The following is a 25,621-nucleotide window of genomic DNA, read 5'->3' as shown; positions in this document are numbered from 1 at the left end:
GTATTATTTTTTCAAGTAAAAAATTAGAAATTATATGACAATTATCGAAGCGCAACAGCAAGTAGATGAATGGATCAGTAAGTATGGAGTGCGATATTTTGGAGAACTCACAAATATGGCATTACTTACTGAAGAGGTAGGTGAATTAGCAAGAATAATGGCAAGAACTTATGGCGAACAGTCATTTAAATCATCAGATCTGAATAAAGATTTATCCGAGGAAATTGCTGATGTTTTATGGGTGTTAATATGTATTGCTAATCAGACTGGTGTAAATTTGGAAGAGTCATTTATTAGAAGCATTGAAAAGAAAACTAATAGAGATTCTAACAGACATTTGAATAATCAGAAATTGAAGTCTTAAATGCTTAAATATCTTTATAGTTATTAGATAATAAAATAAAAATAAATAGTATTAAATGGAAGCTAATAAATACTTAGATGCTTTAAAAAAACACCCGTTGAAATTCACGGATGAAGAAGCTAAAAAAAGTGTTGATCAAATTATTAAATCTGGATTTGATAACAACAACAGTTACGAAGTTTATAAAACACTTTATAGCTGTATTGATCACACATCTTTGAACACAACTGATTCGAAGGAATATATCTGGAATTTTACAGAGAAAATAAATGCTTTCGAGGGTTCAGACCCAGAAATAGAAAATGTAGCAGCTATCTGTATTTATCCCAATTTTGTAGAGACAGTGAAAGAATCACTTACATCTAATATTAAAATAGCAGCTGTTGCGGGCGGTTTCCCATCTTCGCAAACATTTATAGAAGTAAAAGTAGCCGAAATCTCTTTGGCTTTAGCAGATGGTGCTGATGAAATAGATATAGTTATAAATGCTGGACTTTTTCTGGATAAATCATATCAGGAGTTTTGTGAAGAGATAATGGAGTTAAAAGAGGTATGTAAAGATAAGACTTTGAAAGTTATCCTGGAAACGGGTGCATTGATAAGTGCTGAGAATATAAATAATGCGTCTGTTTTATCAATGTACTCCGGGGCTGATTTCCTTAAGACATCTACAGGAAAAGGATATCCGGGAGCTACCCCTGAGGCGGTTTTTGTAATGTGTCAAGCTATCAAATCATACTATAAAGCAACCTCTAATAAAGTAGGAATAAAAGTGTCGGGTGGAGTATCAACACCTGAAGATGCAGTAAAATATTACACAATAGTTAAAGAAGTACTTGGTGATGATTGGTGTAATAATCAACTATTCAGAATAGGTACAAGTAGTCTAACAGATAAACTTTATAATGAAATTATAAAAAGAAGAAAATAGAGGAAAAAATGAAGAAATTAAGTGTCTATTTAGCGGGTGTTTTAACCCTTTTAGTTTTTGCCCTGAGTGTAAATGCTCAGGAATATGATTATATATCAAAAGAGAGGAAAACACCTTACTGGAGGGATGTTAATGTGGTTAAAGCACATAAAGAATATCCCCGAACTCAGTTTATGACTTTTGAAAATGAAAATGATGCACTGAGTAAAAAATTTGAAGAGAGTGAATATTATATATCATTAAATGGAACCTGGAAGTTTTATTTTGTTGAAAGCTACACTGAATTACCTGAAAATGTTACGGATTCAGCAGTAGTACTGACAGATTGGAAAGATATTAAGGTTCCCGGGAACTGGGAAATACAGGGATTCGGAACACCTATATATGTGAATCACCCATATGAGTTTGTTGAAAGAGATCCTAAAACATTTTATCCAAAAATGGAAGCTCCCTATCTTCCAGAAGAGACACCTGTTGGTGTATATCGCAGGGAGATAAATATACCTGAAAACTGGAATGACCGAGAGATCTTTTTAACTCTTGATGGTGCTAAATCAGGCGTATATGTATATATAAATGGAAAAGAAGTAGGATATAGTGAAGACTCAAAGACCAGTGCTGAATTTAATATAACCAAATATGTCAATGAAGGTACCAACTCTCTTGTCCTGAAAATATATCGCTGGAGTACAGGCTCATATCTTGAAGCACAGGATTTTTGGAGAATTAGCGGTATCGAAAGAGATGTATTTTTATGGTCACAGGCTAAAACATCGTTACGTGATTTCAGAGTAAAATCAACATTAGATGATAGTTACTTAAATGGTATTTTTGAATTAGAAACTACTGTAAGAAACTATTCTCAAGCTGTTTCTTATGCAAATGTTAGCTACAAACTACTTGATAGTGATGGCAATACTGTGTTATCAGATAGTAAACCGATTGGCGTTCAAAGAGGTGGTGAAAGCTCAGTGCGTTTTTCTGCTGAAATACCTAATGTATCTACATGGACATCAGAACAACCAAACCTTTATAAACTGCTTATAACTGTAATACCTGAAGGAGAAGAAAAGGGAGAGGTTGTCCCCTACCCTGTTGGTTTCAGAAGATTTGAAATTGTGCCTTATAAAACAGGTGACAGGATAGACAGATTATTTTTAGTAAATGGTCAGCCAATCAAGCTTAAAGGGGTAAATATTCATGAAACAAACCCTGAGACGGGACATTACGTTACAGAAGATATAATGATAAAGGACTTTACTCTGATGAAACTGAACAATATAAATAGTGTTCGTCTTTCTCACTATCCTCAATCGCGTCGTTTCTATGAACTTTGCAATATTTATGGTTTATATGTATATGATGAAGCAAATATTGAATCTCACGGATTATATTATGGTGAGAAATCTCCATCAAAGCATCCGGAATGGGAACAGGCTCATATGGACAGAACCATAAATATGTTTGAGAGGAATAAAAATCATCCATCTGTAACTATTTGGTCACTTGGGAATGAAGCAGGTAATGGTATTAACTTTTTTCATACATACAGATATCTAAAAGATCAGGAAAGAGATTTCATGAATCGTCCTGTAAATTATGAGAGATCGCTGTGGGACTTAAACACTGACATGTATGTTCCACAGTATCCGAGCGCTGCATGGCTTGAAGAAATTGGGGCTAAAGGGAGTGACAGACCTGTTATTCCTTCAGAGTATTCACATGCAATGGGCAATTCTAACGGAAACATTGATATTCAATGGGAGGCTATATACAAATACCCAAATCTACAGGGTGCATATATATGGGACTGGGTTGATCAAGGAATAGCTAAAAAAGATGAAGATGGCAGAAGTTTTTGGGCTTATGGTGGAGACTATGGAATTGATACACCTAGTGATGGGAACTTCGTTATAAATGGATTAGTTGATCCGGGAAGAGTTCCCCACCCTGCTGTCGCAGAAGTTAAATATGTTCATCAGAATTTTGCATTTGAAGCAATAGATCTGAAAGAAGGCATCTTTAAAGTTATTAACCGTCAATATTTTACTGACACCGAGAATTATAAATTCCTGTATAATGTTACAGAAAATGGCAATATAATTTCTGAAGGAGAGTTATCGGTATCATTACTGCCACAGCAATGGATCCAAGTGTCTATTCCATTAGATAAATTGGAATCAAAACCGGGTGTTGAATATTTTGTCAATTTTGAGGTAGTGCAAAAAGAAGCACAGTCATTAGTTCCTGCAGGTCATATAGTTGCAATTGAACAATTTAAACTGCCGATAACATCACCCAAGCAAACATACTCTGAGAAAAATAATTATCCTGCATTAAAGGTAAATGATACAGAAAAATCTATTAGTATTAGTTCGACTGTAGTAAAATTTGAATTTGATAAATCAAAGGGTATAGTGACTTCCTACAAAGTAGGTAAAAATGAATATTTTAAAGATGGATTTGGAATACAGCCAAATTTTTGGAGAGGACCTAACGACAATGATTATGGAAATGGAGCTCCACAACGTCTGCAGGTATGGAAACAATCCAGTAAAAACTTCAATGTTATAGAGACTAAAGTTTCACCTGAAGGAGATAATTTTATTGTTGATGTAACATATTTACTAGCTGCAGGAAATCTTTATAATGTTAAGTATAAAATACTTCCCTCTGGTATATTAAATGTAAATGTCCTATTCCATTCAACTGATGTTGAAGAAAAAAGTATAGAGGCTTCAGAAGCTGCTATTACAGCTACTTTCTCACCTGAAGCATCAGCAGCACGCAAAGCATCATCATCACTTACAGTTCCAAGAATTGGTGTTCGTTTCCGCTTACCCGCTACGATGAACAATGTTGAATATTTTGGCAAGGGTCCTGGTGAAAATTATGTTGACAGAGCATCGGGATCAAAAGTTGGTAGATACAAAACTACTGCTGATGATATGTATGTTGCCTATACCCGTCCTCAGGAGAATGGTCATCGTACCGACACAAGATGGGTCTCATTAACAGGTAAAAATAATGGACTTCTTGTAGTTGCTGACAATACAATTGGTTTCAATGCATTGCGAAATAGTGTGGAAGATTTTGATTCTGAAGAGGCTACTCATCGTCCCTATCAGTGGAATAATTTCAGCAGTGAGGAGATTGCTTCACGAGAAGATGAAAATGCAAGAAACAGAAAACCACGTCAAACTCATATTAATGATATTACACCGCAGGATTTTGTAGAAGTATGTATTGATATGAAACAGCATGGTGTAGCAGGATACAATAGTTGGGGTGCAAGACCACTTCCAGAATACAGTATCCCGGCCAATAAAAATTATTCATGGGGTTTTACTCTGATACCTATTTCAGAGAAATCTGACATAAATAGTTTGACCAAATTGAATTATTAAAACATATAAATCAACTGTTTAGTAAGATTTTAATCAACTAAATAATCAATATGCGGACAAAGAGTTGTCCGCCTATTTTGTTTCGATTATATTTTATCCTCAATACAACTTAATTAAAGCATCCCCTGCCATACTCCTGTAAGGATAATGGCATTCAGTATCATATGAATAAATAGATTAGGAATGAAAATAAACTATGATTGGATTTCCCTAAATACTGCCTTTTTGACACTTTATTCTATCGTTTTCACAGCAAATATCGTCTTTTTAAGTCATTTTGTCAGCTTCTCTCTTTTTTTTACTAATGGTATATATTTTGCTTTTTACTAGGTGTAAGTATAACAACTAATAAATAAGAAAGGGTAAATATTATGGCATTAATTAGAAGAACAAACAGTTGGTTACCAAGTGTATTCAATGATTTTTTTGGTAATGAATGGATGGAAAATAGTGCAAAATCTATTCCTGCAATCAACATCCAGCAAAATGATGAAGGATTTATTGTAGAGGTGGCTGCTCCGGGTATGACTAAAGAAGATTGTGTGGTCAGACTTGATGAGAATAAAAATTTGGTGATTTCATTTGAGAAAAAATCTGAAAATGAAGAAGTTAAAAAAGGAGCATACCTGAGACGAGAATTTTCTTATTCTCAATTCCAAAGAACAATGCTATTGCCGGATGATGTTGACGAAGATAAAATCACTGCAAGTGTAAAAGATGGTGTTCTAACTATTGAAATTCCTACAATTAAGGAGAAAACGAGCTTGAAAGAGAAGTTGATTGAAATTAAGTAATCAATTTTAAGAGAGGTAAATTTGTTTAGGTTATTAATGAAGGGTGGATTATTATTAATTCACCCTTTAAATTTTTCTTTCCTTTAAGTAAATAAGAAACATCTTCATATACATCTTAATATCGCTATCATATTTTAATCCTGAAATAATCGCTTCCGCCTCTTCTAACAAAACATCCATTTTGTGATAAGCTTCCTTTATTCCATTATATTTTTTAGCAAATTCTAGAAGCTGCTCAATATTCTCATCACTGTATTCTCTTTGATTTAAGATATCCATCATTGAACTACTCTCCTCTTCAGGTGCATTTCTTAGAGCATATATCAATGGCAGAGTGATTTTTCCTTCGCGTATATCCTTTCCTGTAGGCTTACCAACATCAGCATTGAAATAGTCAAATATATCATCTTTGATCTGAAAACATATACCTAGAAGTGTGCCTAATCGTATAAAATGTGAGATAAGCTCTTTATCAGCTCCACCGGTTATAGCTCCTATTGCCAGACTAGCTCGTATCAATGAAGCTGTCTTTTTATCAATTACATCGAAATAGGCGTCCTCATCAATAATTATCTCACTTGCAAGTGAATACTGAGATAGTTCTCCGGAAGCAAGATTCTGACCCAATTCAGAAATGATTCTTACAATCTCAAGGTTTTTAGTCTTAACACTCTCAGCTAAAGCTGCAGATAGCAGATAATCTCCAACCAAAACAGCTCTGGTATTATCATAAACGGCATTCATTGAACTTCTTCCTCGTCTTAAATCAGAGCGATCAATGACATCATCGTGAACAAGAGTTGCAGTATGCAGCAATTCAATTGTTACAGCACCGTGGTATGTCTCCGGAATAATTCCTCCACAAGCTTTCGCTGTCATTAACACTAATATTGGTCTCAAACGTTTTCCATTTGTGCTAAAAACATATGAAATCATTTCAGAGAGTTTCTGATCTTTGTTTTTAATAGACTCTTGCAAATATTTATCGAAAACATTTAACTCTTCCTGAAGAAAATCTTTAATTAGTCTACTATGATCCATCGCATACCAAATTATATGTACAAAAGTAAAAATAATTCTACTCAAAGCAACAAATATTAGTAACTTTACCAATCCGTACACCGTTTTATAGAAAATTATGAACAAAAACAAACTTTTCCTACTCGACGCTTATGCGCTAATATACAGAGCCTATTATGCATTTATTAAATTCCCGAGGATTGATTCAAAAGGAAGGAATACTTCTGCAATTTTTGGTTTTATAAATACACTTGAAGAGGTTCTGAATAAGGAAAATCCTACACATATTGCAATTGGTTTTGACCCAGACGGTCCAACTTTCCGACATCTGGAATATGAATCTTATAAAGCCCAAAGAGAAGCTACACCAGAAGTAATTAAAGCCTCAGTCCCCTATATAAAAGAGATAATTAAAGCTTATAATATCCCTATACTTGAAGTGCCGGGGTATGAAGCTGATGATGTTATTGGTACTGTTGCAAAGAAAATGGACAGGGAGCAGTTTGATGTGTATATGATGACATCAGACAAAGACTATGGTCAGCTTACAGAACCAACTATTTTTATATACAGGCCAAAGTATGGTGGTAATGATTACGAAATACTTGATGATAAAAAAGTCATAGAAAAGTATAATATTGAATACCCTGCCCAGGTGATTGATCTGCTTGGCTTGATGGGCGATAGTTCTGATAACATACCTGGTTGTCCCGGTATTGGAGAGAAAACCGCTGTTAAGCTGCTTAAGGAGTTTGGATCTATAGAAAACTTGCTTGAGAATACAGATCAACTGAAAGGAGCGCAAAAGCGCAATGTTGAAGAGAACAAGGAACAGATACTGTTATCAAAGTATTTGGCTACTATCAAAACAGATGTACCTGTTGATATTGAGGCGGATGAATTACTTCTTAGAGAAAAAAACGAAAAGGAATTGATGACTTTATTTGAAGATCTGGAATTCCGAACTTTACTTTCTCGAGTTTTTAAACAGGAACCGTCAAATAAAACAGTAGCTCCCTTGCAGGGTGAACTATTTGGCGACTCTTCATTTTCTTCAGAAACAGTTAATGTAACTACTGGTATTTTAACTTCAAAACCTGACAATTATATATTATCTGAATTAACTGATATCCACTCTACCCCACACAATTACATAACTGTAAAAACAGATAAAGAGATGGAATCTCTATGTAAATCATTACTTGAGCAGAAATCGGTCTGTTTTGATACTGAGACAACAGGAATGGATCCATTGTTAAGTGAGTTAGTAGGCCTTTCCTTTGCTTTTAAAGAGGGTGAAGCATATTATGTCCCAATATCAGAAGATCAGGAAACAGCCCAAAGACAGGTAAACATATTCAAACCCTTTTTTGAAAATGAAGAGATTGAAAAAGTAGGCCAGAATATAAAATATGATATTTTGGAACTTCGTAATTATAATGTTAGGGTAAAAGGTGCTCTCTTTGACACAATGGTTGCCCACTATCTGCTGAATCCTGAATTAAGGCATGGTATGGATTATATGGCAGAAACATATCTTAATTACAAAACGATACACATTGAAGATCTGATTGGGCCCAAAGGAAAGAATCAGAAGAACATGAGAGATGTAGAAATATCAATAGTTGCTGAATACGCAGCAGAGGATGCTGATATAACTCTGAAACTTAAGAATATACTAAAAGAGGAAATTAAAAATAATAACCTCACTACCCTATTTTATGAAATTGAGTGTCCGTTAATCTATGTATTGGCAGACATGGAATGGACCGGAGTAAGGTTAGACCTTAAAGCACTCGAGGAGTTATCATGTCAATATTCCGATGAACTTAAAAAGATTGAAAAGGAAATTATCGAAATGGCAGGTGTTGATTTTAATATCAACTCACCTAAACAGATAGGTGAAGTACTTTTTGACAGACTTAAGATTGTAGATAAACCCAAAAAAACAAAAACCGGACAATACAAAACGGGCGAGGAAGAATTAGAAAAAATCAGATCTAAACATCCAATAATCAGCAAGATACTCGAGCAGAGAGGGGTTAAAAAACTACTAACTACCTATATTGATGCTTTTCCACTTCTTGTTAATCCTAAAACAGGTAAAGTTCACACATCGTTCAATCAGACTGTTGCTGCAACAGGCAGATTAAGCAGTACAGATCCAAATCTTCAGAATATCCCAATCAGAGATGAGAGAGGAAAGGAGTTAAGAAGAGTATTTATACCTGACGATGGGTGCCTGTTTGTTTCTTCTGACTATTCACAAATTGAGTTAAGGATAATGGCACATCTTAGTGGCGATGAAAATATGATTGAAGCATTTAATAAAGGTCAGGATATACATGCTGCTACTGCCTCAAAGATATTTAAAATCCCTATTGAAGAGGTAGATCAGGATATGCGCAGAAAAGCTAAGACCGCCAATTTTGGTATCATTTATGGAATAACACCGTTTGGATTGTCTGAAAGGCTAACTATTCCACGAACTGAAGCAAAGGAGTTAATAGATGATTACTTTTCGACTTTTTCCGGAGTAAAAAAATATATGGAGAATAGCATAGAGAAAGCCCGGGAGCATGGATATGTTGAAACTGTATATGGAAGAAAAAGATATCTGCCTGATATAAGTTCACGAAATGCTACAGTCAGAGGTTTTGCTGAACGCAATGCTATTAACGCACCCATACAAGGTAGTGCAGCTGATATTATTAAGGTAGCCATGGTAAGGATTCATAAGCGATTAGAGCAGGACAATAAAAAATCAAAGATGATTATGCAGGTGCATGACGAATTAAACTTTAATGTTGTCCCAGAAGAGCTTGATTATATCAGAGAGATGGTTGTAGAAGAGATGGAGAACTCATATCACATGAATGTTCAGCTAAAGACAGAGATTGGGGTAGGAGAAAATTGGCTCGTAGCACACTGATGTTGGAAAACTTAGCTGAATATGGATATTGGGGACTGCTACTTGCATCATTTCTTGCTGCAACAATACTTCCTTTCAGTTCAGAAGTGGTCTTTTCAGCACTTATAGCAGCCGGACTTGATATGTGGACACTCATAATATATGCAACAATCGGCAATGCTGCCGGAGGTTCCACATGCTATTACCTTGGCCGTTTAGGAAAAGTGGAATGGCTTGAAAGATGGTTTAAGATTAAACCGGAAAGTATCGATAAGGCAGTAGGAAGATTACAGGGAAAAGGAGCATTGATGGGATTTTTCGGATTTCTTCCTGCTGTTGGGGATTTAGTACTTGTAGCACTCGGTTTCATGAGAGCAAACACTACCATGGTTATGATAAGTATGACTATAGGCAAGTTATTACGCTATATTTTGATTGGCTATGGTACAGGTGAGATCATAAAATGGTTTTAAACATCAATAATGTTATCATTTTGTAAAAGTAAATGTAATGTCAACAATATTATTTAATGAAATAGTTTTTGGACCTGTGCATAGTCGCCGCATGGGAACCTCTCTTGGAATAAACCTGTTACCATATGATGGCAAACTATGCTCTTTCGATTGTATATACTGTGAGTGTGGTTTTAATAAAGATTTTCGTACAAGGACCGGATTACCCGACAGAAAAGAGGTGAAAGCTGCACTGGAAGATAAACTATCGTTTCTCAAAAGTGAGGGCAGTACACTGGATGTAATTACATTTGCCGGAAATGGCGAGCCAACCATGCATCCAAAATTTAAAGAAATAATAGAAGACACTATAGAACTTCGGAACCAATATTACCCTGAAACTGAAATAAGTGTACTCTCAAATGGTATGCATCTCAAGAATCCCGGAGTTTTTGAGGCATTGATGAAAGTTGAAAAAGCGGTTCTGAAACTTGATTCAGCTTTTGATGAGACAGTAAGACTTATTGATCGTCCAAATTCACCAGACTACAGTGTATCCCGACAAATAGAATTATACAAAAAGTTCAAAGGTAATTTTATATTGCAAACAATGTTCCTAAAAGGTGAGTTTGAAGGTAAATTCATCGACAACACTTCAGAAGCTGAAGTTTCAGCTTGGTTAGAGCTCCTTAAAGCAATTAAACCAAAAGAGGTAATGATTTATACTATTGACCGTGAAACTCCCGCAGAAGGCCTTAAAAAGGCACCATACGAGTTGCTTCAAAAAATTGCTTCAAGAGTAGAAGAACTTGGAATAAGGACAAACGTCGCCGGGTGAACAAATTAGTGGCGCAATGGTTATCAATGTAGACTATACTATTTATAAATATTAAAAAATTATGAAAACATCCATTGATATAAGCTACTATCCATTGAATGAAGAGTACAAAGCTCCGATAAAAAAATTCATCAAGGCATTGGAAGAGAATGAAAATATAACAGTAAAATCAAACAGAATGTCTACTCAGGTATTTGGTCAGTTTGATGAAGTTATGGAAGCAGTTACAAAATGTATAAAAAATGCATTTGAACTGCCCAACTCCATTTTTGTTCTTAAAATCATAAATATGGATCGCGAATAGAGTATCACAACTCCAGGAAACTGCAAAATTCCTTATAGCGCAAATACAATTTATCATAAATAGATCTGTACTCTTCCCGAGGGGTATATTGGGTCAATATACCCTGAGCCATAGCAAGCTGAGCCTTTTCCACAGATTCAAACAGACCTTTTGCAGTTGCTGCACACATAGCCACACCTAATGCTCCAGCCTGCTGTGCTTTGGCTATTTTTATAGGAATCCCCATTATGTCTGATAATATTTGCATTACGTAGGGTGACTTTAAAGATATTCCTCCAACTCCAATAACTTCTGTTATCTCAACTCCCTCATTAACAAGATGCTCCATAATTGCTCTTGAGCCAAATGCTGTAGCTTCTACCAGACTTTTGAAAATTTCTGAAGGGGTTGTTCCTAAATTTAACCCTGTTAATCCACCTTTTACTTCAGGGTTGTTAAAAGGGGTGCGACGACCGTTAAACCAGTCGTTTGCAATCATATCGGACTCATTAATTTCAAGTTGTGATGCCTCTTTTGATAGTTTGGATAAAATATCTTTGGTCACGGAATTCTTTTCCGGTAGAGATTTAACCGACCATGTAAGTATGTCTCTAAGCCATGCATAAACGTCTCCAAATGCCGATTGCCCTGCCTCTAGTCCTATATAACCAGGTATAACAGAACCATCTACCTGTCCACTTATACCATTAATATTTCTGCCTTTTAAATTCTCATACTGTGTAACAACAATATCACAAGTAGATGTACCTATTATTTTGACCATTTTATTTGCACCTATACCGGCACCAATAGCTCCAGCGTGAGCATCTATGATGCCAATTGACACATCAACGTCTGAAGGCAATCCAAGCCTCTCTGACCAACTTTTAGTGATTTTACCGCACAGTTTATCACTCGTGTAAGTTTCACTGCTTAAACGCGAAGCAAATCCGTTTAATAACGGATCCAGTTCTGATAGAAATCTCTGAGATGGATAACCTCCCCACTCTGCTGCCCACATACCTTTGTGTCCTGCAGCACATCTGCTACGTTTAACTTCTTCAGGTTTAAACCGGCCTGTCAGTAATGCCGGCATCCAGTCGCAATGCTCAATAATTGAATATGCTTTAGATCTTACTTTCTCATTGGAACGAATCAAATGCAGAGCTTTAGACCAGAACCATTCTGGTGAATATGTACCACCGGAACGAACTGTATAGTCGATTTCCCATTTTTTGGCCAAGACGTTTATCTCTTCAGCCTCACGAATAGCTGTGTGATCTTTCCAGAGAACAAACATAGCGTCAGGATCATGTTCAAACTCCGGTAATAATGCAAGAGGAGTACCATTTAAATCAGTAAGACATGGAGTACTTCCCGTTGTATCTATACCTAATGCCGTAATGCTCTGAACTTCACTTTCAGAAAGATTTTCAAGTAACCCTTTTATCACCTCCTCTAAAGATTCGATATAGTCTTTAGGATGTTGGCGGTAACAATTTGAATTTGAATCACAATAGAGACCCTCTTTCCATCTTGAATAAAATGAAGTATATGAAGCCAACTCCATACCAGAAGAACAGTCAACCGCAATTCCCCTGCATGAGTCAGTCCCATAATCAATTCCAATTACAATCTTTTCCATATCTAATCAACTAGTTCTACTGTTTTTTTACGTGCATAAGTGAAACTATAAAATGTGATAATAATAAATGCTATAGCTGGCACCCAATAGGCAAATTTAATCGCTCCGGATTGATCTGAAAGAATCCCTTGTAGTTGTGTCAATATAGCAGCACCAGCTATAGCCATAACCATACCTGAACCTGCGATTTTGGTATCCTCTCCCAAGTTTCTCATGCCTAAACCATAAATTGTTGGAAACATTGCTGACATAAATCCCGATATCGATATTAATGCATAAATACCAATAAAACCACTTGCATATATAGCTATCAATGTTGCAGTTATTGCAAGTACTCCCAGACCAGACAATATATTTACTGGTTTTATATACTTCATGAACCAGGTACAGGTAAACCGTCCAATAACAAAAAGTATTAATGATAGTATGTAATATGTTGCGCCGGCTTGTTCTGCTGTACGTGGAAGCAACACATCAATGCCAAAAAATTCTGCCAAATTATAAACCCCCCCCGCAATTGGTTCAACACCTCTCAGAGCAGCAATAACCTCTTCTTGTGAAGGATTAACACCCAACCCCGCAATTACTGAGTCAAGGTTGAGAGTTTGCATAGCGTAACGTATTATAAATGACCATACGGCAATTTGTGCTCCGACATAGAAAAACTGTGCTATAACCCCCCAAGTGTAGTTTTTATTCTTTTTTAGCCTGTTCCATGTGGCTTTTAAATGCAAACTTTTATCATCATCCTGAGCTTTTGGCATCATGGTAAATAAAATCAATAACAATAAAACAAGCATTATAACCCCTAAAATCAAATATGTTGTTGTCACAGCATTAAGTTCAATATTTTGTATAGCTCCTAATTCAGACATACTTAGAGTAGCTCTTTCATCTGCAGTCAAAGTGTTTAACCGTGATAATACAAAAATCTGACTCACAAGTACACCTGTTAAAGCACCAAAAGGATTGAAAGACTGTGAGAAATTAAGTCTCCTGGTAGCAGATTCCGGATCTCCTAAAGAATATACATATGCATTTGTTGCTGTTTCAAGTACAGACAATCCGGCGAATAGTACAAATATAGCGAATAGATATGTTGCAAAACTAAGTGGCGAACTTATATTGTTTACAAGCATTGCCGGATAGAAAAGCATGGTTCCCAGCACACACATACCCAATCCTAACAAAACTCCGGATTTATATGTATGTTTTTTTATAAAAATTGCACCTGGCAAAGCAAAACAACCATACCCAAGGAGGTAACAAACTACTTGTATCCACGCTGTCTGGGTATCGGTCAGACTCATAATTCGCTTGAATGCAGCAAGCATAGTGTCAGTCAAGTTATTGGGTACTGCCCAAATAAAGAACAATGCAGTAAGAAGTATAAATGGGAACAGTATCCCCGGTGGTACTAAACGGTGTTTTTCTATGTCTTTATTCATACAAGATATTTTGATAATATTATTTATTACTTGTGTTATTGGTTCAGTCTACATTTTCATCGAAAATTATAACTTTTAATAATATCAGAAGACAGATTTCAGTGTATCAAGACTGGTACCTAAAAGTACCTCGGAGATTTGAGACAACATTAATTCATCTCCTACGAAATGAAAAACATTATGTTTATGAGATAAAGTCTGTCCCGGTTCAAGAAATGCAGCTGGAGAGCTGCTTTCCAACTCAAGGAAAGGCCCCATTATACTTCCATCCTCCAGAGGTCCATCATTATATGCATTTAGAGCATCACCAACTATTGGATCTGTTTCCGGATTCCATTCCTGATTTAGATATACAAATTTGGGATTAACACCGAATGTTACAACAGTCAGACGATTAGTTATCGGATCGTAATTACCTGCAATACCCCGGGTTCTGAGAGCATTCATACCCAGCTTACCTCTTGATTTTCCATCAGTTTTAAAGAGCAATACACCATCTTGATCAATCAGTCTGTCAGAAGATATTTCTCCAAAATAGTCTGACTTTACAATATTCCCCAACTCTTTCGGGTCACCTTTATGGTAAGGTATAATTGTCACGGCAGAATCAGATGGATTAAACATATCAAGCATCCATATACAGATAGTTCCTGTTTCTTTATCCCATTTAAAATCGTTCTGATTAGTGATTTTATTTACTGTTGAATAGGCCACTGAATTTACCCCTTGTGGAATCTTCAATTTCAATTTACGTTCTATTTCTTCTTCATTTAATAAAGAAATTGTTCGTTCAACAGCCAATTTCAGACGTGTACCTTTATAATTATTCAATACAATATCTTTTATAAAAGTAGCATTGTTATTATCAGCATCCTTTACTTCCCACTCTTCAATATCTATTGCTTTTGGTGTATGCCAGTTTTCAAATATCTGTTCATGGCCAGGTTCAAAGAAAATTGAGTATCTGCCCCCTTCCGGTCCCAGCCATAAACGATTTTCACCTCCAAATCCATTCATGTGTTCATCAACAATACCTGAATCAAAGAACTTGTAATTTACAAATCCGTGACTATTCCCTTCCAGTCCATTAGCAGTTGAAGTGAATACTTTAGCCTGATATTTTGCAGAAAGAATAATCTGTGCTTTTTCATCTTCTGATTTTAGAAGTATGATACTATCTTTTTCAGATAGATAATTCAGATCATATCCAAACGTACCTTTTTCATACTCTTTTCCCATATCTTCTGATCTATTTTTATTTTCCGAACATGATATTATCCCTATACCAACTATCAATAAAACAGTGAATAGAATAATGTTTTTTGATTTCATATTTATTCTAAATTAAAATTACCAAACTTGTCAAGTATCCTGTTATAAGCCTCTGCTGCAGCACCATTTCCCCAGTCGTAAATTGTAAATTCACCCATACCTTCCCCATCAGGGCCGGTTCTGCCACCATGTCCGTAATTTTCCATCATGAATCCATAATCCTCTCTTCCGAAAAATGGATAAACTTTCTCCCATTGTTTCATAGTCTGAGGGTTTTCAGGACAATACATCATTACAAACGAAGCTTTAAGGGCAGCATATCCCCTCTCAATATACTCAGGTTTATTAAGTAATTTACCATACTGTATAATCAGTTCAGCAAATAGACTTTGTCGTGAGTCATTCCATTCAGCATCAGCATTAAGAACACCAAATCCTCCTAATACGTTAACAAACATATAGGGTGGTTGCCAGGAAGCTTGTGTCATAAGCATCTCATCCAATGTTCGTTGACCATACTTCAAATATTTCTCTACACCTGTTACTTTATAACTCTTCAAAAGTGCTTCAGCTGTCCAGAACATCGATAAATTATTCTGTTTATACATATTATTCCTGGAAATCTTACTACCAATCAAATTATCTGAACCATACCGTGAGCATGACCAATAAGTCTCGAAATCCTCCCATCTGCCAGTTGGGATTATTTCTTCAATTATAATATCCATAGCCTTAAGAGCTGCATCACAATACCTCTTTTCTTCGGTCAACTCATAAAGTTTCAGAAGAAATGTCACTGACATAGAAGTTTCAGGAGAACTGTTTAAATGGCTCATAGGTTGCAGAGTATTCAAGTTTAGCCATCCCGGGAAAAAGCCCTCTTTTGATTGGATAGTCAGCAGAGATTCCGCATAGTCTTTTGCATATTCAAGCAATCTTTCGTCCTTTTCAAGATCTTCATACCATCTTAGCATTAACAACGCCGTCCAGCTCATATCTAATATATGAAAAGGAGACTCTTCAGGATTCCAGGTATAGGGATTACGGTTTGAATTTCCCCAGTAATGTGTGTCCCATCCCTTACTTCGGTAAAATGTCTCTCCTCCTATCTCTTTCTGATGCATTTCTGTACCAATGAGCCCATAAAAGAAACCCTCTTTCTTAGGAAATGAGAGTGCAAGCTCCTTTGTAAGCAGAGCTTTTTCCATTAGCTCCTTTTTACCAGTACGTCTTGCATATCTATACAATCCACTTGCAGATCGAAGTGAACTGAACCACGCCTGATTCCATACAGATCTGAACTCCCTTTCATTTATTTCACCAGGATAGTTAGGACTTTGAGTAACATTTACTATAAAAACCGGAGAACCAACATTCCTGCCGTTCAGTTCAAACTCCTGCCATACACTTTCACTCCAGCTGTTGAAAGCCCAGTTATAAGTGTGCTCAACATAGTTCTCAAGATCTCCATCAACAGGATTTCCTGATTGATACAGATCATGTCCCCAGTTGGTCCATAAGAAGTTTAAAGCCAACCTGAATGGGTTATTCAATGCATTCTCATCATCTGAATGAATTATGTAAAAACCAAATTCCACTTCACCTTTAGGGTATATTGCACCTGGTTCACGTGTAAAAAGTATATGGTTATCTACTCTGCTATTACTCATTCCAATGACTAGACGATTCCCTGGCGCATCCAAATCCATATACCACCTGACGGGTGTACCTCTTTTCATTATATCAAGATCCGGAATAAGCATTAACATACTATTCCTATCAGATGCAATAAGTGCAGGAGAACGAAATACATGCTGCTCAATTACATGACTATCTGTAGGAGTAAGATGTGGCGCCCAGTGATATTCTGGATTAAATGCAGGAGTTACCACTACTTGCCAATCATCTTGCTGAATTTGCTTGTCAAGTATAAAAAATATCCTTACATGAATAATGTTTTTATCTATCACCGTAATCTCATTCACACCTTTACTCACTCCCAAAAGATCATACTCAATTTTCTCAATATAACTTTTGAGGTCTGATGACAATATAATCGGTTCACCTCCTGAAAGAGGATAAAATGATGCAGAAAAAAATATATATATTAATATTAATAACTTCTGACTTTTATTACCAGAATTGTAAATATACTTTTTCATTATATCTGATTTTTAATCTATTCACCCAATAATTATAAAAGTAAGTTCTAACATATTAATTTTTAATAAATTAGATCTGCTGTTATCACTGAGATGAACCGATTTTATAAACCATCCGGATCAGTATTTTAAGAGATTAAATCTTTTTCCAAAGAAAGAAATTCAGATATCAATTAAGTTCCAATTCATGCCATGAAGGTAATTTAGGAAATGTTGCGTGAGGTTCTGACTGATACCAAAATACAACAGAAGAGATATCAGACTGCTGTTGCAAATACCTATGTCCGTGACGCCATCCCAAATCCTGTATTGTTATTCTTAAATCCTTTTTAAACCTAATAGGATCCATAATGTGCCAGCGGTATAGGCCGAATCTTTGACCTGCCCTGTAAATCTGATCCGGTGGTAAAACCTGCACCAAACCTGAATATGGAGTAGTAAAAGTTACATATTTGCCATTACGGTCGAAATTGTATGAGCCAAGAAAATAATCTTCAGTACCTGTACCAATAATAGTTGGAAACTGTTTATCACCGTCCATAAAGAATTTTATTTCTCCTTCTCCCCACCAACCATTGTTATTCACTTGCCAAGCCATATATACACCTACATAATGTCCTTCTCCTTTGATACCATCAACAATAGTATAATCTGATGTCTGATTTACTTTAGTTCTCCTGAATTGAGCATGGAAGTAAGCTGCATCATCCGGAACATCAGTAAGAGTATAGTCAACCTGATAATAGAGGTTCATTGGCTCAGAATCATTAATATTAGTCATGGTTATACGTGCCTTTTTTCTGAAAGGCATAACCCAGTAACTATTAAAGGCACTCCCCGGATTAACAGTTACAGGTAATGAATTCAGATGAGCATACTCATTCCACCCCATTCCAAAGAAATGACCAATTGGAGCTTCAACAGAAGGTTCCTTTTCATCATCCCAGTAAATCCTTATAATAGAGAAACGCCAGTTTCCTGTAGGAGTCATCCAAATATGCTGAATTGCACCTGGACCATCAATTTCTGCCATTGTAAAGGTTTCACCGGGTTGAATAGTTACAAATGGATTAACCTTCCATCCCTGTCCCAGGTCACGCGCAGGTTCAGTGGCATTAGCAGTATTCCTTGGTGCATTTGGATCTGGTATTGCCATTCCACCTTTACCCTTTTCACCTGTAAAGTTTTCAGGGCTTATTGATCTTGTCTCCGCATTTGATAGTCGATACAGATTACCCATATTCATTTCCAAACCTGAAAATGAACGATTTTGTGCAAACAATCCTGTTGAAAAGAGCAATATTGCTAATATTAAATTAAACTTTGATTTCATATTAATTGAAGTTTATTCGTTATTGAATTTTACATTTTTACTTTTTATAAGGAGAGTAATAGACCTTTCACCATTAAACCAAATAATATTATCAGTTTTATTATTGACTTAAAAATGAGCTAACAACAAGTTACAAGTTTATTATCTGTATAGTGGTCCATAATTTGCACAAGCCCTATAATCTGCACCTTCGTTGTCGGAACCAAAAGCCGACCAGGCTGAAGGGCGAAATATTTTTTCATCCTCTACATTATGCATATTTACAGGAATAGAGAGGGAAGATGCAAGTGTTATTAAATCAGCGCCAATGTGTCCATAGCTTATTGCTGCATGGTTTGCTCCCCAATAATTCATAACAGAGTATACATCCTTGAATCTACCATTACCGGTAATTCTTGGCACAAAAAATGTAGATGGCCAGGTTTTATCAGTACGCCCGTCAATAAGCTTGAACACCTCTTCAGGTAAAGTAGCAGTCCACCCCTCTGCAATCTGCAAAACAGGACCCAGTCCTTTTACAATATTTATGCGACTCATTGTTACAGGCATATTTGCTTTTGTAATGAATTGCGATGAAAAGCCCCCACCCCTCATATATTCAAGTGAAGCGGGATACCATGTAGTAGCATCCAGCATTTTTTCAACCTCCTCATCACTTATTTCCCAGAATGGTTTCATAACAGGATTTCCTTCAGAATCTGTTTGTTGTCCTGTTCCATCTAAAGTGCAAGAACCAGAGTTTTTGAGAAAAATGGCACCATTTTCTAATATTCCATCAGGTTTCCATCCACTGATCCTTTCTATAGCCTCAGGACTCCAATAAGTTCTTACATCTGCAAAAATCTGAGATCTGTTTGTAAGCAGCTGGTTAAATAGCATACTAATTCCATTCAAATGATCATCCTCTGTGGCAAATGTAAATGGTTTGCGTTTTCCATTCCAATCGAATGAAGAGTTAAGTATAGCTTCTGAAAAATCACCATTAGGAAGAAAATCGGTCCACTGTCGTTGACCCTGAAAACCTCCTGCAATTGCATTATGTCCAAGTGCCTCTTCTATATAACCAATTTTCTCAAGTTCAGGATTTCCAACCATCAAATCCCTGAATATCAAAGTCATCTTCACCACAAATTCCCAATCCTTATCCTTCTGTTCACGACTATGTTTCTTATGCTCAGGGTTAAAGTCTTCTCCTTCACGGCTTACACAATTATCTTTTGTCCACTGCAATGCTTTTTCATACTCCTCTTTATCATATATTCCCAATTGGATACGACGCATTATTTCGACTGAATCCACATACTCGGTACGCATTCCAAGATATTCCTGAAGAAAATCAGAATCGGTCATTGATCCCCCTATTCCCATAGATACAGATCCAATTGATAAATAAGATTTGCCTCTCATAATAGCTACTGCAAGACCAGCTTTTGCAAACCTTAGCAGTTTCTCACGAACATCTTCCGGAATTGTTTCATCTCCAACATCTTGAACATCTTTTCCATAAATTCCAAATGCTGGTAATCCTTTCTGACTATGTACGGCAAGAGCAGCACTTAAATATACAGCTCCTGGTCGTTCTGAACCATTAAACCCCCAGATAGCTTTTGGTATATTAGGATTCATATCAATGGTCTCAGATCCATAACACCAGCAGGGGGTAACTGAGAGTGACAGACCAACATTTTCTTTTTCAAATTTCTCTGCACACATTGCAGCTTCCTTTACTCCTCCAATACAGGTATCAGCAATAACACACTGAACGGGAGTTCCATCCGGATACCTAAGGTTTTCACTATACAACTTTGCTGCACTTCTTGCAAGATTCATTGTTGTTTCCTCCAATGATTCTCTTACACCATCACGCCTGCCATCTATTATGGGACGTATTCCAATTTTCGGATAAGAGTTTTTCATAAAATTTGAATTTATATTAGTTATATCAATCGTTTAACTAAGAAATAAAGGATTAATTATTCAAATCATTTACTACTAGTTCCGAATCAAGAACTATTCTATTAACTTCATTTTTTTTGTCTTCTATTTGCTCAATAAGCATATCTGTAGCTCTTCTTGCAATTTCTTTTATTGGTTGTTTTATAAATGGTATAGAATAGGGTAGAATATAAAAGGCATCATTCTCATCAAAACAGGTTATTTGAATATCTTTTTGAATAACAATGTTATTCTTGATTAAAGATTTTACCCCATTAATAGATATAGAGTTTGTGGTAAAAAATATACCATCAATTTTAGGGTTATTATTAATCATTTTGTCAATTGCTTCAGATATATCCTCTGATAAGTGATTATATCTTACCTCTTTTATGTTTTCAGGATAAAATATACCGAAATTTTTCAATGCTTCAATTGCACCTCTTTTGCGCTCATTAACATGATAATGATCCTGTTTATATGATATCACTCCAATATTTTTACATCCTTTTTTAATCAGTTGTTCCGTTGCTTTATATGATATTTCATAGTTATTTATCATTACCGAGTTTACATTTAATTCAGGAAATGTTCTATCCACTAAAACTAATGGTATATTATTCAAGGTTAGCTTATTAAGTAAATCCTGACTTTTCTCCGTAGGGGTAATTATAAAACCATCTACTTGTCGGGAGCTCAAGAAATTAATCACAAGTTCCATCTCGTTCAAATTTTCATTTGTGTTACCTATGATAACTGTATATCCTTTCTGCTGTGCAAAATTTTGAATATATAGTGCCAGTGTACCAAAAAATATATTTGAAATATCAGCTATTATAAGTCCTATTGTATTAGATTTTCCTACCTTAAGACTTTTAGCAAGTGTATTTGGAATATAGTTTAGCTCTGCAGCTTTTTCTAATATTTTTTTAGATAATTCCTTGCTTACCCTGCCGTTTTTATCTTTTCCATTAAGAACTAAAGAAACTGTGGCAGAGGATACTCCCAATTCGTTTGCAATAGTTTTCAATGAAATTTTTTTCATAATTATATGTTTATTTGCTAAATAAAGTAAAACTATGGGTATTACAAAGGAAAAAGGTTAATCGTTTAATTACAAATATATTTTTATGTTTTACAACACAAACGGTTTTATTTAAACAATTAATTTATAATGAAGAAGAGTATAAACAGGTATTACTTTAGGTTTATCTCGGTATTGTATATTGCTTACCACGCTCTTATTTGAAAGAAGATTATAAGAGCGAGGTAAGTATTAAGTAAGTATTAAGTAAGAATAAACTAGGGGAAATTCTTTAAACATTGAATCTGAAATGCATTATATCGCCATCCTGAACAATATAATCCTTTCCTTCCACACTCATTTTACCGGCTTCTTTCACAGCATTTTCTGATCCATATGTGATAAAATCCTCATATTTAATCACTTCAGCTCTAATAAAACCTTTTTCAAAATCGGTGTGAATAACTCCGGCACACTGAGGAGCTTTCCATCCATCATGAAATGTCCATGCTCTTACCTCTTGAACTCCAGCAGTAATAAATGTTTTTAAATTCAGTAGTCTATACGCAGATTTAATCAGTCGTGAAACACCTGATTCCTCTAAACCCAGTTCATTTAAAAACATTTGTCGCTCCTCATAATTGTCAAATTCAGCTATCTCTGATTCAATTTTGGCAGCAACTATTAAAATTTCAGCATTCTCATTTTTAACTGCTTCCCTTACCTGATCAACATATTTATTTCCGTTAACAGCACTTGATTCATCAACATTGCAAACATACATTATTGGTTTTGATGTCAGTAAATAAAGATCATTTGCAGCTTTAGCTTCATCTTTAGTATCAAATTCTACAGTTCTTGCAGATTCTCCTCTCAATAATGCTTCTTTAATTTTTGAATAGACATGAAAGGCTAATTTAGCATCTTTATCTCCACCTGTTTTAGCTTGTTTCTCTACCCTGCTGATTCGAGATTCAATAGTTTCAAGATCTTTTAACTGCAATTCTGCATCAATAATCTCTTTATCACGTACCGGATCAACTGTTCCATCAACATGAGTTACATTCTCATCATCAAAACATCGCAAAACGTGCAGGATAGCATCAGTTTCCCTTATATTAGCCAGGAATTTATTACCTAAACCTTCACCTTTGCTTGCACCTTTTACTAAACCGGCAATATCTACTATCTCTACTGTTGTAGGTAATATTCTTTGTGGTTTTACAAGTTCTGCAATTTTATTTAATCTTTCATCAGGAACTGTAATAACACCTACATTAGGTTCAATTGTACAAAAAGGAAAATTTGCTGCCTGCGCCTTAGCATTTGACAAACAATTAAAAAGTGTGGATTTTCCTACATTAGGAAGTCCTACAATACCACATTGAAGAGCCATTTTATGAATTTTTTAAAGACACTATTCCTCTTATAACTTAAAACAAGCTTATATATATAAAAAGTTGAATGTCGGATTTTTGAGGATGCAAAGGTACAAAAAACAATTATAAACCATACTTTGCTGAAATATCCAACATTCTTTCTATTGGTTTAACGGCTTTAATTCTTGTTTCTTCATCAACAAAAATCTCCGGTTTTTCTAATTTCAAACACAAATAAAGTTTTTCCAATGTATTCATTTTCATGTAGAAACATTCGTTACAAGCACATGTGGAATCTTCTGGAGGTGCAGGAATAAAAAGTTTATCAGGATTTTCTTTTTGCATCTGATGCAGGATACCTGCTTCAGTTGCCACAATAAATTTTTTGTTATCAGAATTAGTTGCAAATTTTAAAATTGATGAGGTTGATCCTACATGATCGGCTACTTCAAGCAGATATTTTGGACATTCAGGATGAGCTAAAAGTAATGCATCAGGATACTCTTTTTTTAATTCAAGAATTCTCTCCAGAGAAAATTGCTCATGTACATGACATACACCCTCCCATAACAGCATATTTCTTCCAGTAAGTTTATTAATATAGTCACCTAAATTCTTATCCGGTCCAAAAATAATTTTTTCATCAATGGGAAGCGAATCTACTACCTGTTTGGCATTTGTGGAAGTAACAACTATATCTGTTAATGCCTTAACGGCAGCTGTTGTGTTTACATAGGATAAAACAGTATGTCCTGGATTCTCATCAATGAATTTTTTAAATTCTTTGGCAGGACAACTATCCGCAAGTGAGCAACCTGCTTTCATATCTGGAATAAATACCCTTTTTTCGGGACTTAATATTTTCGCTGTTTCACCCATGAAATGTACACCACACAACACTATAATATCAGCTGTTGTTTTGGCTGCCCACTGAGCAAGTGCAAGACTATCACCTACAAAATCTGCAATATCCTGTATATCAGAATCCTGATAGTAGTGCGCCAAGATAATTGCATTTTTTTCTTTTTTTAGTCTTACTATATTTTGAATGATTTCTTCTTTACTCATAACCTTATTATTATTATATATAGTTTTAAAATTAAAAAAGATATATGATTGTAATGATAGCCTGTTGATATTGTAGATATCTTATTTTGCAAAAAAGAGAGTTGAATAGTTATTAACCAGTAAATTGAAGTTATCAACAGTTATCAACAACTTATTTTCTGTTTAACTTTATAATTCAGTGATAATTATAAATGTTATCATAAACTGTATATACTTTGCAAAGTTAATAATTATTTTCCTTTATGATATAAAACCACTGTTGAAAAGAATGTGAAACTTCGATGCTAATTAAAGCTACTTTTATTTGGGTTTATTCAAAATTATTATAGCGTAAATTTTATCTGAATAAACAAATTAGTTTATCAATATTTTTGCACATCTGATTTACAACTTATCAACAACTTATCTAAAAGCTTTATTTTTACCTTAAAAGCTTAAGAGATAAATTATTAAAAAGAAAAACGAATAATTATATATTGTTAATAGATCCGAGAAGTTTTTTTATTTAGAACATTCTTTTTACTACATTTGTTTGTATTTTATGTTGAATGTGAAGAAACTATACTTAATATATCTTCTATTTTCAGTGATTATCGTCACAAACTCCTGTATGTCAACGGTAAAAATCACTTCTGTGGTGGAAAAAGATCCAAAGGGAGATTTTCTGCTCAAGTGGGAAGTAAGCCCGGACCAGGAGGGTGATATTGATATTTATTCATCACTATCCGATAGTTCTCTTACAAGTTTCACACCTGTAACAACCACAAAAATTGCAAATCAGGTATTAACATTGAATCCTACAGGTTCAGGATTAAGGGAATATTTTATATTACGTACGGCGGGAGTTCAATCAGGAGTTGTAGCAAATCGGGTAATCGATATGAACAACATTAAAAACTTTAGAGATATTGGAGGATATTTTACAACAGATGACAGACAAATAAAGTGGGGACAAATATATAGGTCAGCTGACTTAAGCAGTGCTACTCTTTATGATCAGGAAAAAATAAGAAGATTAAATATTAAAACAATAATTGATTTCAGATCAGAAAAAACAGCTGGTAAATATCCTATACTTATACATCCCTCTATCAGAAAAATTTCACTTCCGTTGCTACCAATGGATGCAGAGAAATTGGATGCACAATTGTTAAATGATAATTTTAACCGTAGTGATGCCATCAGATATGTTCAGGAATCTTATATAGATATAGTAGAAAATCATAAGGAGCAATTTGGTGAGATGTTTGATATATTAACAAATGATGCTAATTATCCCATTTTATTATCAGGATCTTTGGGAAAAGATGGAATAGGGCTGGCATCTTATTTTATTTTATATGCTCTGGGTGTAC

Annotated in this window: 19 protein-coding genes; 9 read left to right on the top strand and 10 right to left on the bottom strand. The window is 35.1% G+C overall.

Features of this window, described 5'->3' with window-relative positions:
* Positions 1–34 precede the first annotated feature (34 nt).
* The 4 genes from PHO43_RS03995 (at position 35) to PHO43_RS03980 (ending at position 5,496) form a co-directional block, all read left to right on the top strand.
* Positions 35–364, top strand: a complete 330-nt coding sequence (locus PHO43_RS03995; RefSeq protein WP_045090554.1) for a nucleotide pyrophosphohydrolase — start codon at positions 35–37, stop codon at positions 362–364.
* Positions 365–419: 55 nt separating this feature from the next.
* Positions 420–1,295, top strand: coding sequence for a deoxyribose-phosphate aldolase (gene deoC, locus PHO43_RS03990; RefSeq protein WP_288009758.1), 876 nt, complete (start codon positions 420–422; stop codon positions 1,293–1,295).
* Positions 1,296–1,303: 8 nt separating this feature from the next.
* Positions 1,304–4,702: a glycoside hydrolase family 2 TIM barrel-domain containing protein gene (locus PHO43_RS03985; protein WP_053827065.1), complete on the top strand. Its 3,399-nt coding sequence runs from the start codon at positions 1,304–1,306 to the stop codon at positions 4,700–4,702.
* Positions 4,703–5,073: 371 nt separating this feature from the next.
* On the top strand, positions 5,074–5,496 hold the full coding sequence (locus PHO43_RS03980) for an Hsp20/alpha crystallin family protein (RefSeq protein ID WP_045090557.1): 423 nt from the start codon (positions 5,074–5,076) through the stop codon (positions 5,494–5,496).
* A 66-nt stretch (positions 5,497–5,562) separates the two neighbouring features.
* Here the strand turns inward: PHO43_RS03980 and PHO43_RS03975 are convergent, their stop codons facing one another.
* Positions 5,563–6,537: a polyprenyl synthetase family protein gene (locus PHO43_RS03975; RefSeq protein WP_288011390.1), complete on the bottom strand. Its 975-nt coding sequence runs from the start codon at positions 6,535–6,537 to the stop codon at positions 5,563–5,565.
* 97 nt (positions 6,538–6,634) lie between these two features.
* Here PHO43_RS03975 and polA point away from each other — a divergent pair, with 97 nt between their 5' ends.
* From polA to PHO43_RS03955, 4 genes are all read left to right on the top strand, one after another.
* Positions 6,635–9,448 carry a DNA polymerase I gene (polA, locus tag PHO43_RS03970; protein WP_045090559.1) on the top strand — a complete coding sequence of 938 codons (2,814 nt, stop codon included), beginning with the start codon at positions 6,635–6,637 and terminating at the stop codon, positions 9,446–9,448.
* Complete coding sequence (locus tag PHO43_RS03965) at positions 9,448–9,900, top strand: YqaA family protein (protein ID WP_045090560.1); 453 nt, start codon at positions 9,448–9,450, stop codon at positions 9,898–9,900. Before polA ends, PHO43_RS03965 begins: the two co-directional genes overlap by 1 nt.
* 37 nt (positions 9,901–9,937) lie before the next feature.
* Positions 9,938–10,717, top strand: coding sequence for a radical SAM protein (locus PHO43_RS03960; protein WP_045090561.1), 780 nt, complete (start codon positions 9,938–9,940; stop codon positions 10,715–10,717).
* A 61-nt stretch (positions 10,718–10,778) separates the two neighbouring features.
* Positions 10,779–11,021, top strand: a complete 243-nt coding sequence (locus tag PHO43_RS03955) for a thiamine-binding protein (RefSeq protein WP_045090562.1) — start codon at positions 10,779–10,781, stop codon at positions 11,019–11,021.
* Between the two features lie 4 nt (positions 11,022–11,025).
* Here the strand turns inward: PHO43_RS03955 and PHO43_RS03950 are convergent, their stop codons facing one another.
* From PHO43_RS03950 to nadA, 9 genes are all read right to left on the bottom strand, one after another.
* The gene (locus PHO43_RS03950) at positions 11,026–12,645 is read right to left on the bottom strand and encodes a ribulokinase (RefSeq protein ID WP_288011387.1); all 1,620 of its coding nucleotides are present in this window, start codon (positions 12,643–12,645) and stop codon (positions 11,026–11,028) included.
* Positions 12,646–12,647: 2 nt separating this feature from the next.
* On the bottom strand, positions 12,648–14,093 hold the full coding sequence (gene fucP / locus PHO43_RS03945; protein ID WP_288011384.1) for an L-fucose:H+ symporter permease: 1,446 nt from the start codon (positions 14,091–14,093) through the stop codon (positions 12,648–12,650).
* 84 nt (positions 14,094–14,177) lie between these two features.
* Positions 14,178–15,425: a DUF6786 family protein gene (locus tag PHO43_RS03940; protein WP_288011381.1), complete on the bottom strand. Its 1,248-nt coding sequence runs from the start codon at positions 15,423–15,425 to the stop codon at positions 14,178–14,180.
* 2 nt (positions 15,426–15,427) lie between these two features.
* Complete coding sequence (locus PHO43_RS03935; protein ID WP_288011379.1) at positions 15,428–17,527, bottom strand: glycoside hydrolase family 88 protein; 2,100 nt, start codon at positions 17,525–17,527, stop codon at positions 15,428–15,430.
* Positions 17,528–17,696: 169 nt separating this feature from the next.
* Positions 17,697–18,860 carry a glycoside hydrolase family 172 protein gene (locus PHO43_RS03930; protein ID WP_288011376.1) on the bottom strand — a complete coding sequence of 388 codons (1,164 nt, stop codon included), beginning with the start codon at positions 18,858–18,860 and terminating at the stop codon, positions 17,697–17,699.
* A gap of 141 nt (positions 18,861–19,001) precedes the next feature.
* The gene (locus tag PHO43_RS03925; protein WP_045090566.1) at positions 19,002–20,777 is read right to left on the bottom strand and encodes an L-fucose isomerase; all 1,776 of its coding nucleotides are present in this window, start codon (positions 20,775–20,777) and stop codon (positions 19,002–19,004) included.
* Between the two features lie 52 nt (positions 20,778–20,829).
* Positions 20,830–21,840, bottom strand: coding sequence for a LacI family DNA-binding transcriptional regulator (locus PHO43_RS03920; RefSeq protein WP_045090567.1), 1,011 nt, complete (start codon positions 21,838–21,840; stop codon positions 20,830–20,832).
* A gap of 271 nt (positions 21,841–22,111) precedes the next feature.
* On the bottom strand, positions 22,112–23,215 hold the full coding sequence (ychF, locus tag PHO43_RS03915; protein WP_045090568.1) for a redox-regulated ATPase YchF: 1,104 nt from the start codon (positions 23,213–23,215) through the stop codon (positions 22,112–22,114).
* A 106-nt stretch (positions 23,216–23,321) separates the two neighbouring features.
* Positions 23,322–24,266 carry a quinolinate synthase NadA gene (gene nadA / locus PHO43_RS03910; RefSeq protein WP_053827049.1) on the bottom strand — a complete coding sequence of 315 codons (945 nt, stop codon included), beginning with the start codon at positions 24,264–24,266 and terminating at the stop codon, positions 23,322–23,324.
* Positions 24,267–24,876: 610 nt separating this feature from the next.
* On the opposite strand from nadA, the gene PHO43_RS03905 reads away from it, so the two are divergent.
* The coding region (locus PHO43_RS03905; RefSeq protein WP_288011367.1) for a tyrosine-protein phosphatase at positions 24,877–25,621 on the top strand (745 nt) is incomplete at its 3' end.

Origin of the sequence: Lascolabacillus sp., from assembly GCF_028696275.1 — a bacterium.
In the GTDB taxonomy this organism is placed as follows: Bacteria; Bacteroidota; Bacteroidia; order Bacteroidales; family Dysgonomonadaceae; genus Proteiniphilum; species Proteiniphilum massiliensis.
The sequence above is the reverse complement of the archived record's forward strand: the minus strand, read 5'-3'. Positions and strand labels throughout refer to the sequence as shown.

Excerpts from the sequence above, each read along its gene's own strand:
- PHO43_RS03985 (WP_053827065.1), top strand. The coding sequence starts at position 1,304 with ATGAAGAAATTAAGTGTCTATTTAGCGGGTGTTTTAACCCTTTTAGTT.
- PHO43_RS03920 (WP_045090567.1), bottom strand. The coding sequence starts at position 21,840 with ATGAAAAAAATTTCATTGAAAACTATTGCAAACGAATTGGGAGTATCC.
- PHO43_RS03950 (WP_288011387.1), bottom strand. The coding sequence starts at position 12,645 with ATGGAAAAGATTGTAATTGGAATTGATTATGGGACTGACTCATGCAGG.
- PHO43_RS03965 (WP_045090560.1), top strand. The coding sequence starts at position 9,448 with ATGTTGGAAAACTTAGCTGAATATGGATATTGGGGACTGCTACTTGCA.
- PHO43_RS03935 (WP_288011379.1), bottom strand. The coding sequence starts at position 17,527 with ATGAAAAAGTATATTTACAATTCTGGTAATAAAAGTCAGAAGTTATTA.
- nadA (WP_053827049.1), bottom strand. The coding sequence starts at position 24,266 with ATGAGTAAAGAAGAAATCATTCAAAATATAGTAAGACTAAAAAAAGAA.
- PHO43_RS03925 (WP_045090566.1), bottom strand. The coding sequence starts at position 20,777 with ATGAAAAACTCTTATCCGAAAATTGGAATACGTCCCATAATAGATGGC.
- PHO43_RS03975 (WP_288011390.1), bottom strand. The coding sequence starts at position 6,537 with ATGGATCATAGTAGACTAATTAAAGATTTTCTTCAGGAAGAGTTAAAT.
- ychF (WP_045090568.1), bottom strand. The coding sequence starts at position 23,215 with ATGGCTCTTCAATGTGGTATTGTAGGACTTCCTAATGTAGGAAAATCC.
- deoC (WP_288009758.1), top strand. The coding sequence starts at position 420 with ATGGAAGCTAATAAATACTTAGATGCTTTAAAAAAACACCCGTTGAAA.
- PHO43_RS03980 (WP_045090557.1), top strand. The coding sequence starts at position 5,074 with ATGGCATTAATTAGAAGAACAAACAGTTGGTTACCAAGTGTATTCAAT.
- polA (WP_045090559.1), top strand. The coding sequence starts at position 6,635 with ATGAACAAAAACAAACTTTTCCTACTCGACGCTTATGCGCTAATATAC.
- PHO43_RS03995 (WP_045090554.1), top strand. The coding sequence starts at position 35 with ATGACAATTATCGAAGCGCAACAGCAAGTAGATGAATGGATCAGTAAG.
- PHO43_RS03955 (WP_045090562.1), top strand. The coding sequence starts at position 10,779 with ATGAAAACATCCATTGATATAAGCTACTATCCATTGAATGAAGAGTAC.
- PHO43_RS03960 (WP_045090561.1), top strand. The coding sequence starts at position 9,938 with ATGTCAACAATATTATTTAATGAAATAGTTTTTGGACCTGTGCATAGT.
- PHO43_RS03940 (WP_288011381.1), bottom strand. The coding sequence starts at position 15,425 with ATGAAATCAAAAAACATTATTCTATTCACTGTTTTATTGATAGTTGGT.
- PHO43_RS03930 (WP_288011376.1), bottom strand. The coding sequence starts at position 18,860 with ATGAAATCAAAGTTTAATTTAATATTAGCAATATTGCTCTTTTCAACA.
- fucP (WP_288011384.1), bottom strand. The coding sequence starts at position 14,093 with ATGAATAAAGACATAGAAAAACACCGTTTAGTACCACCGGGGATACTG.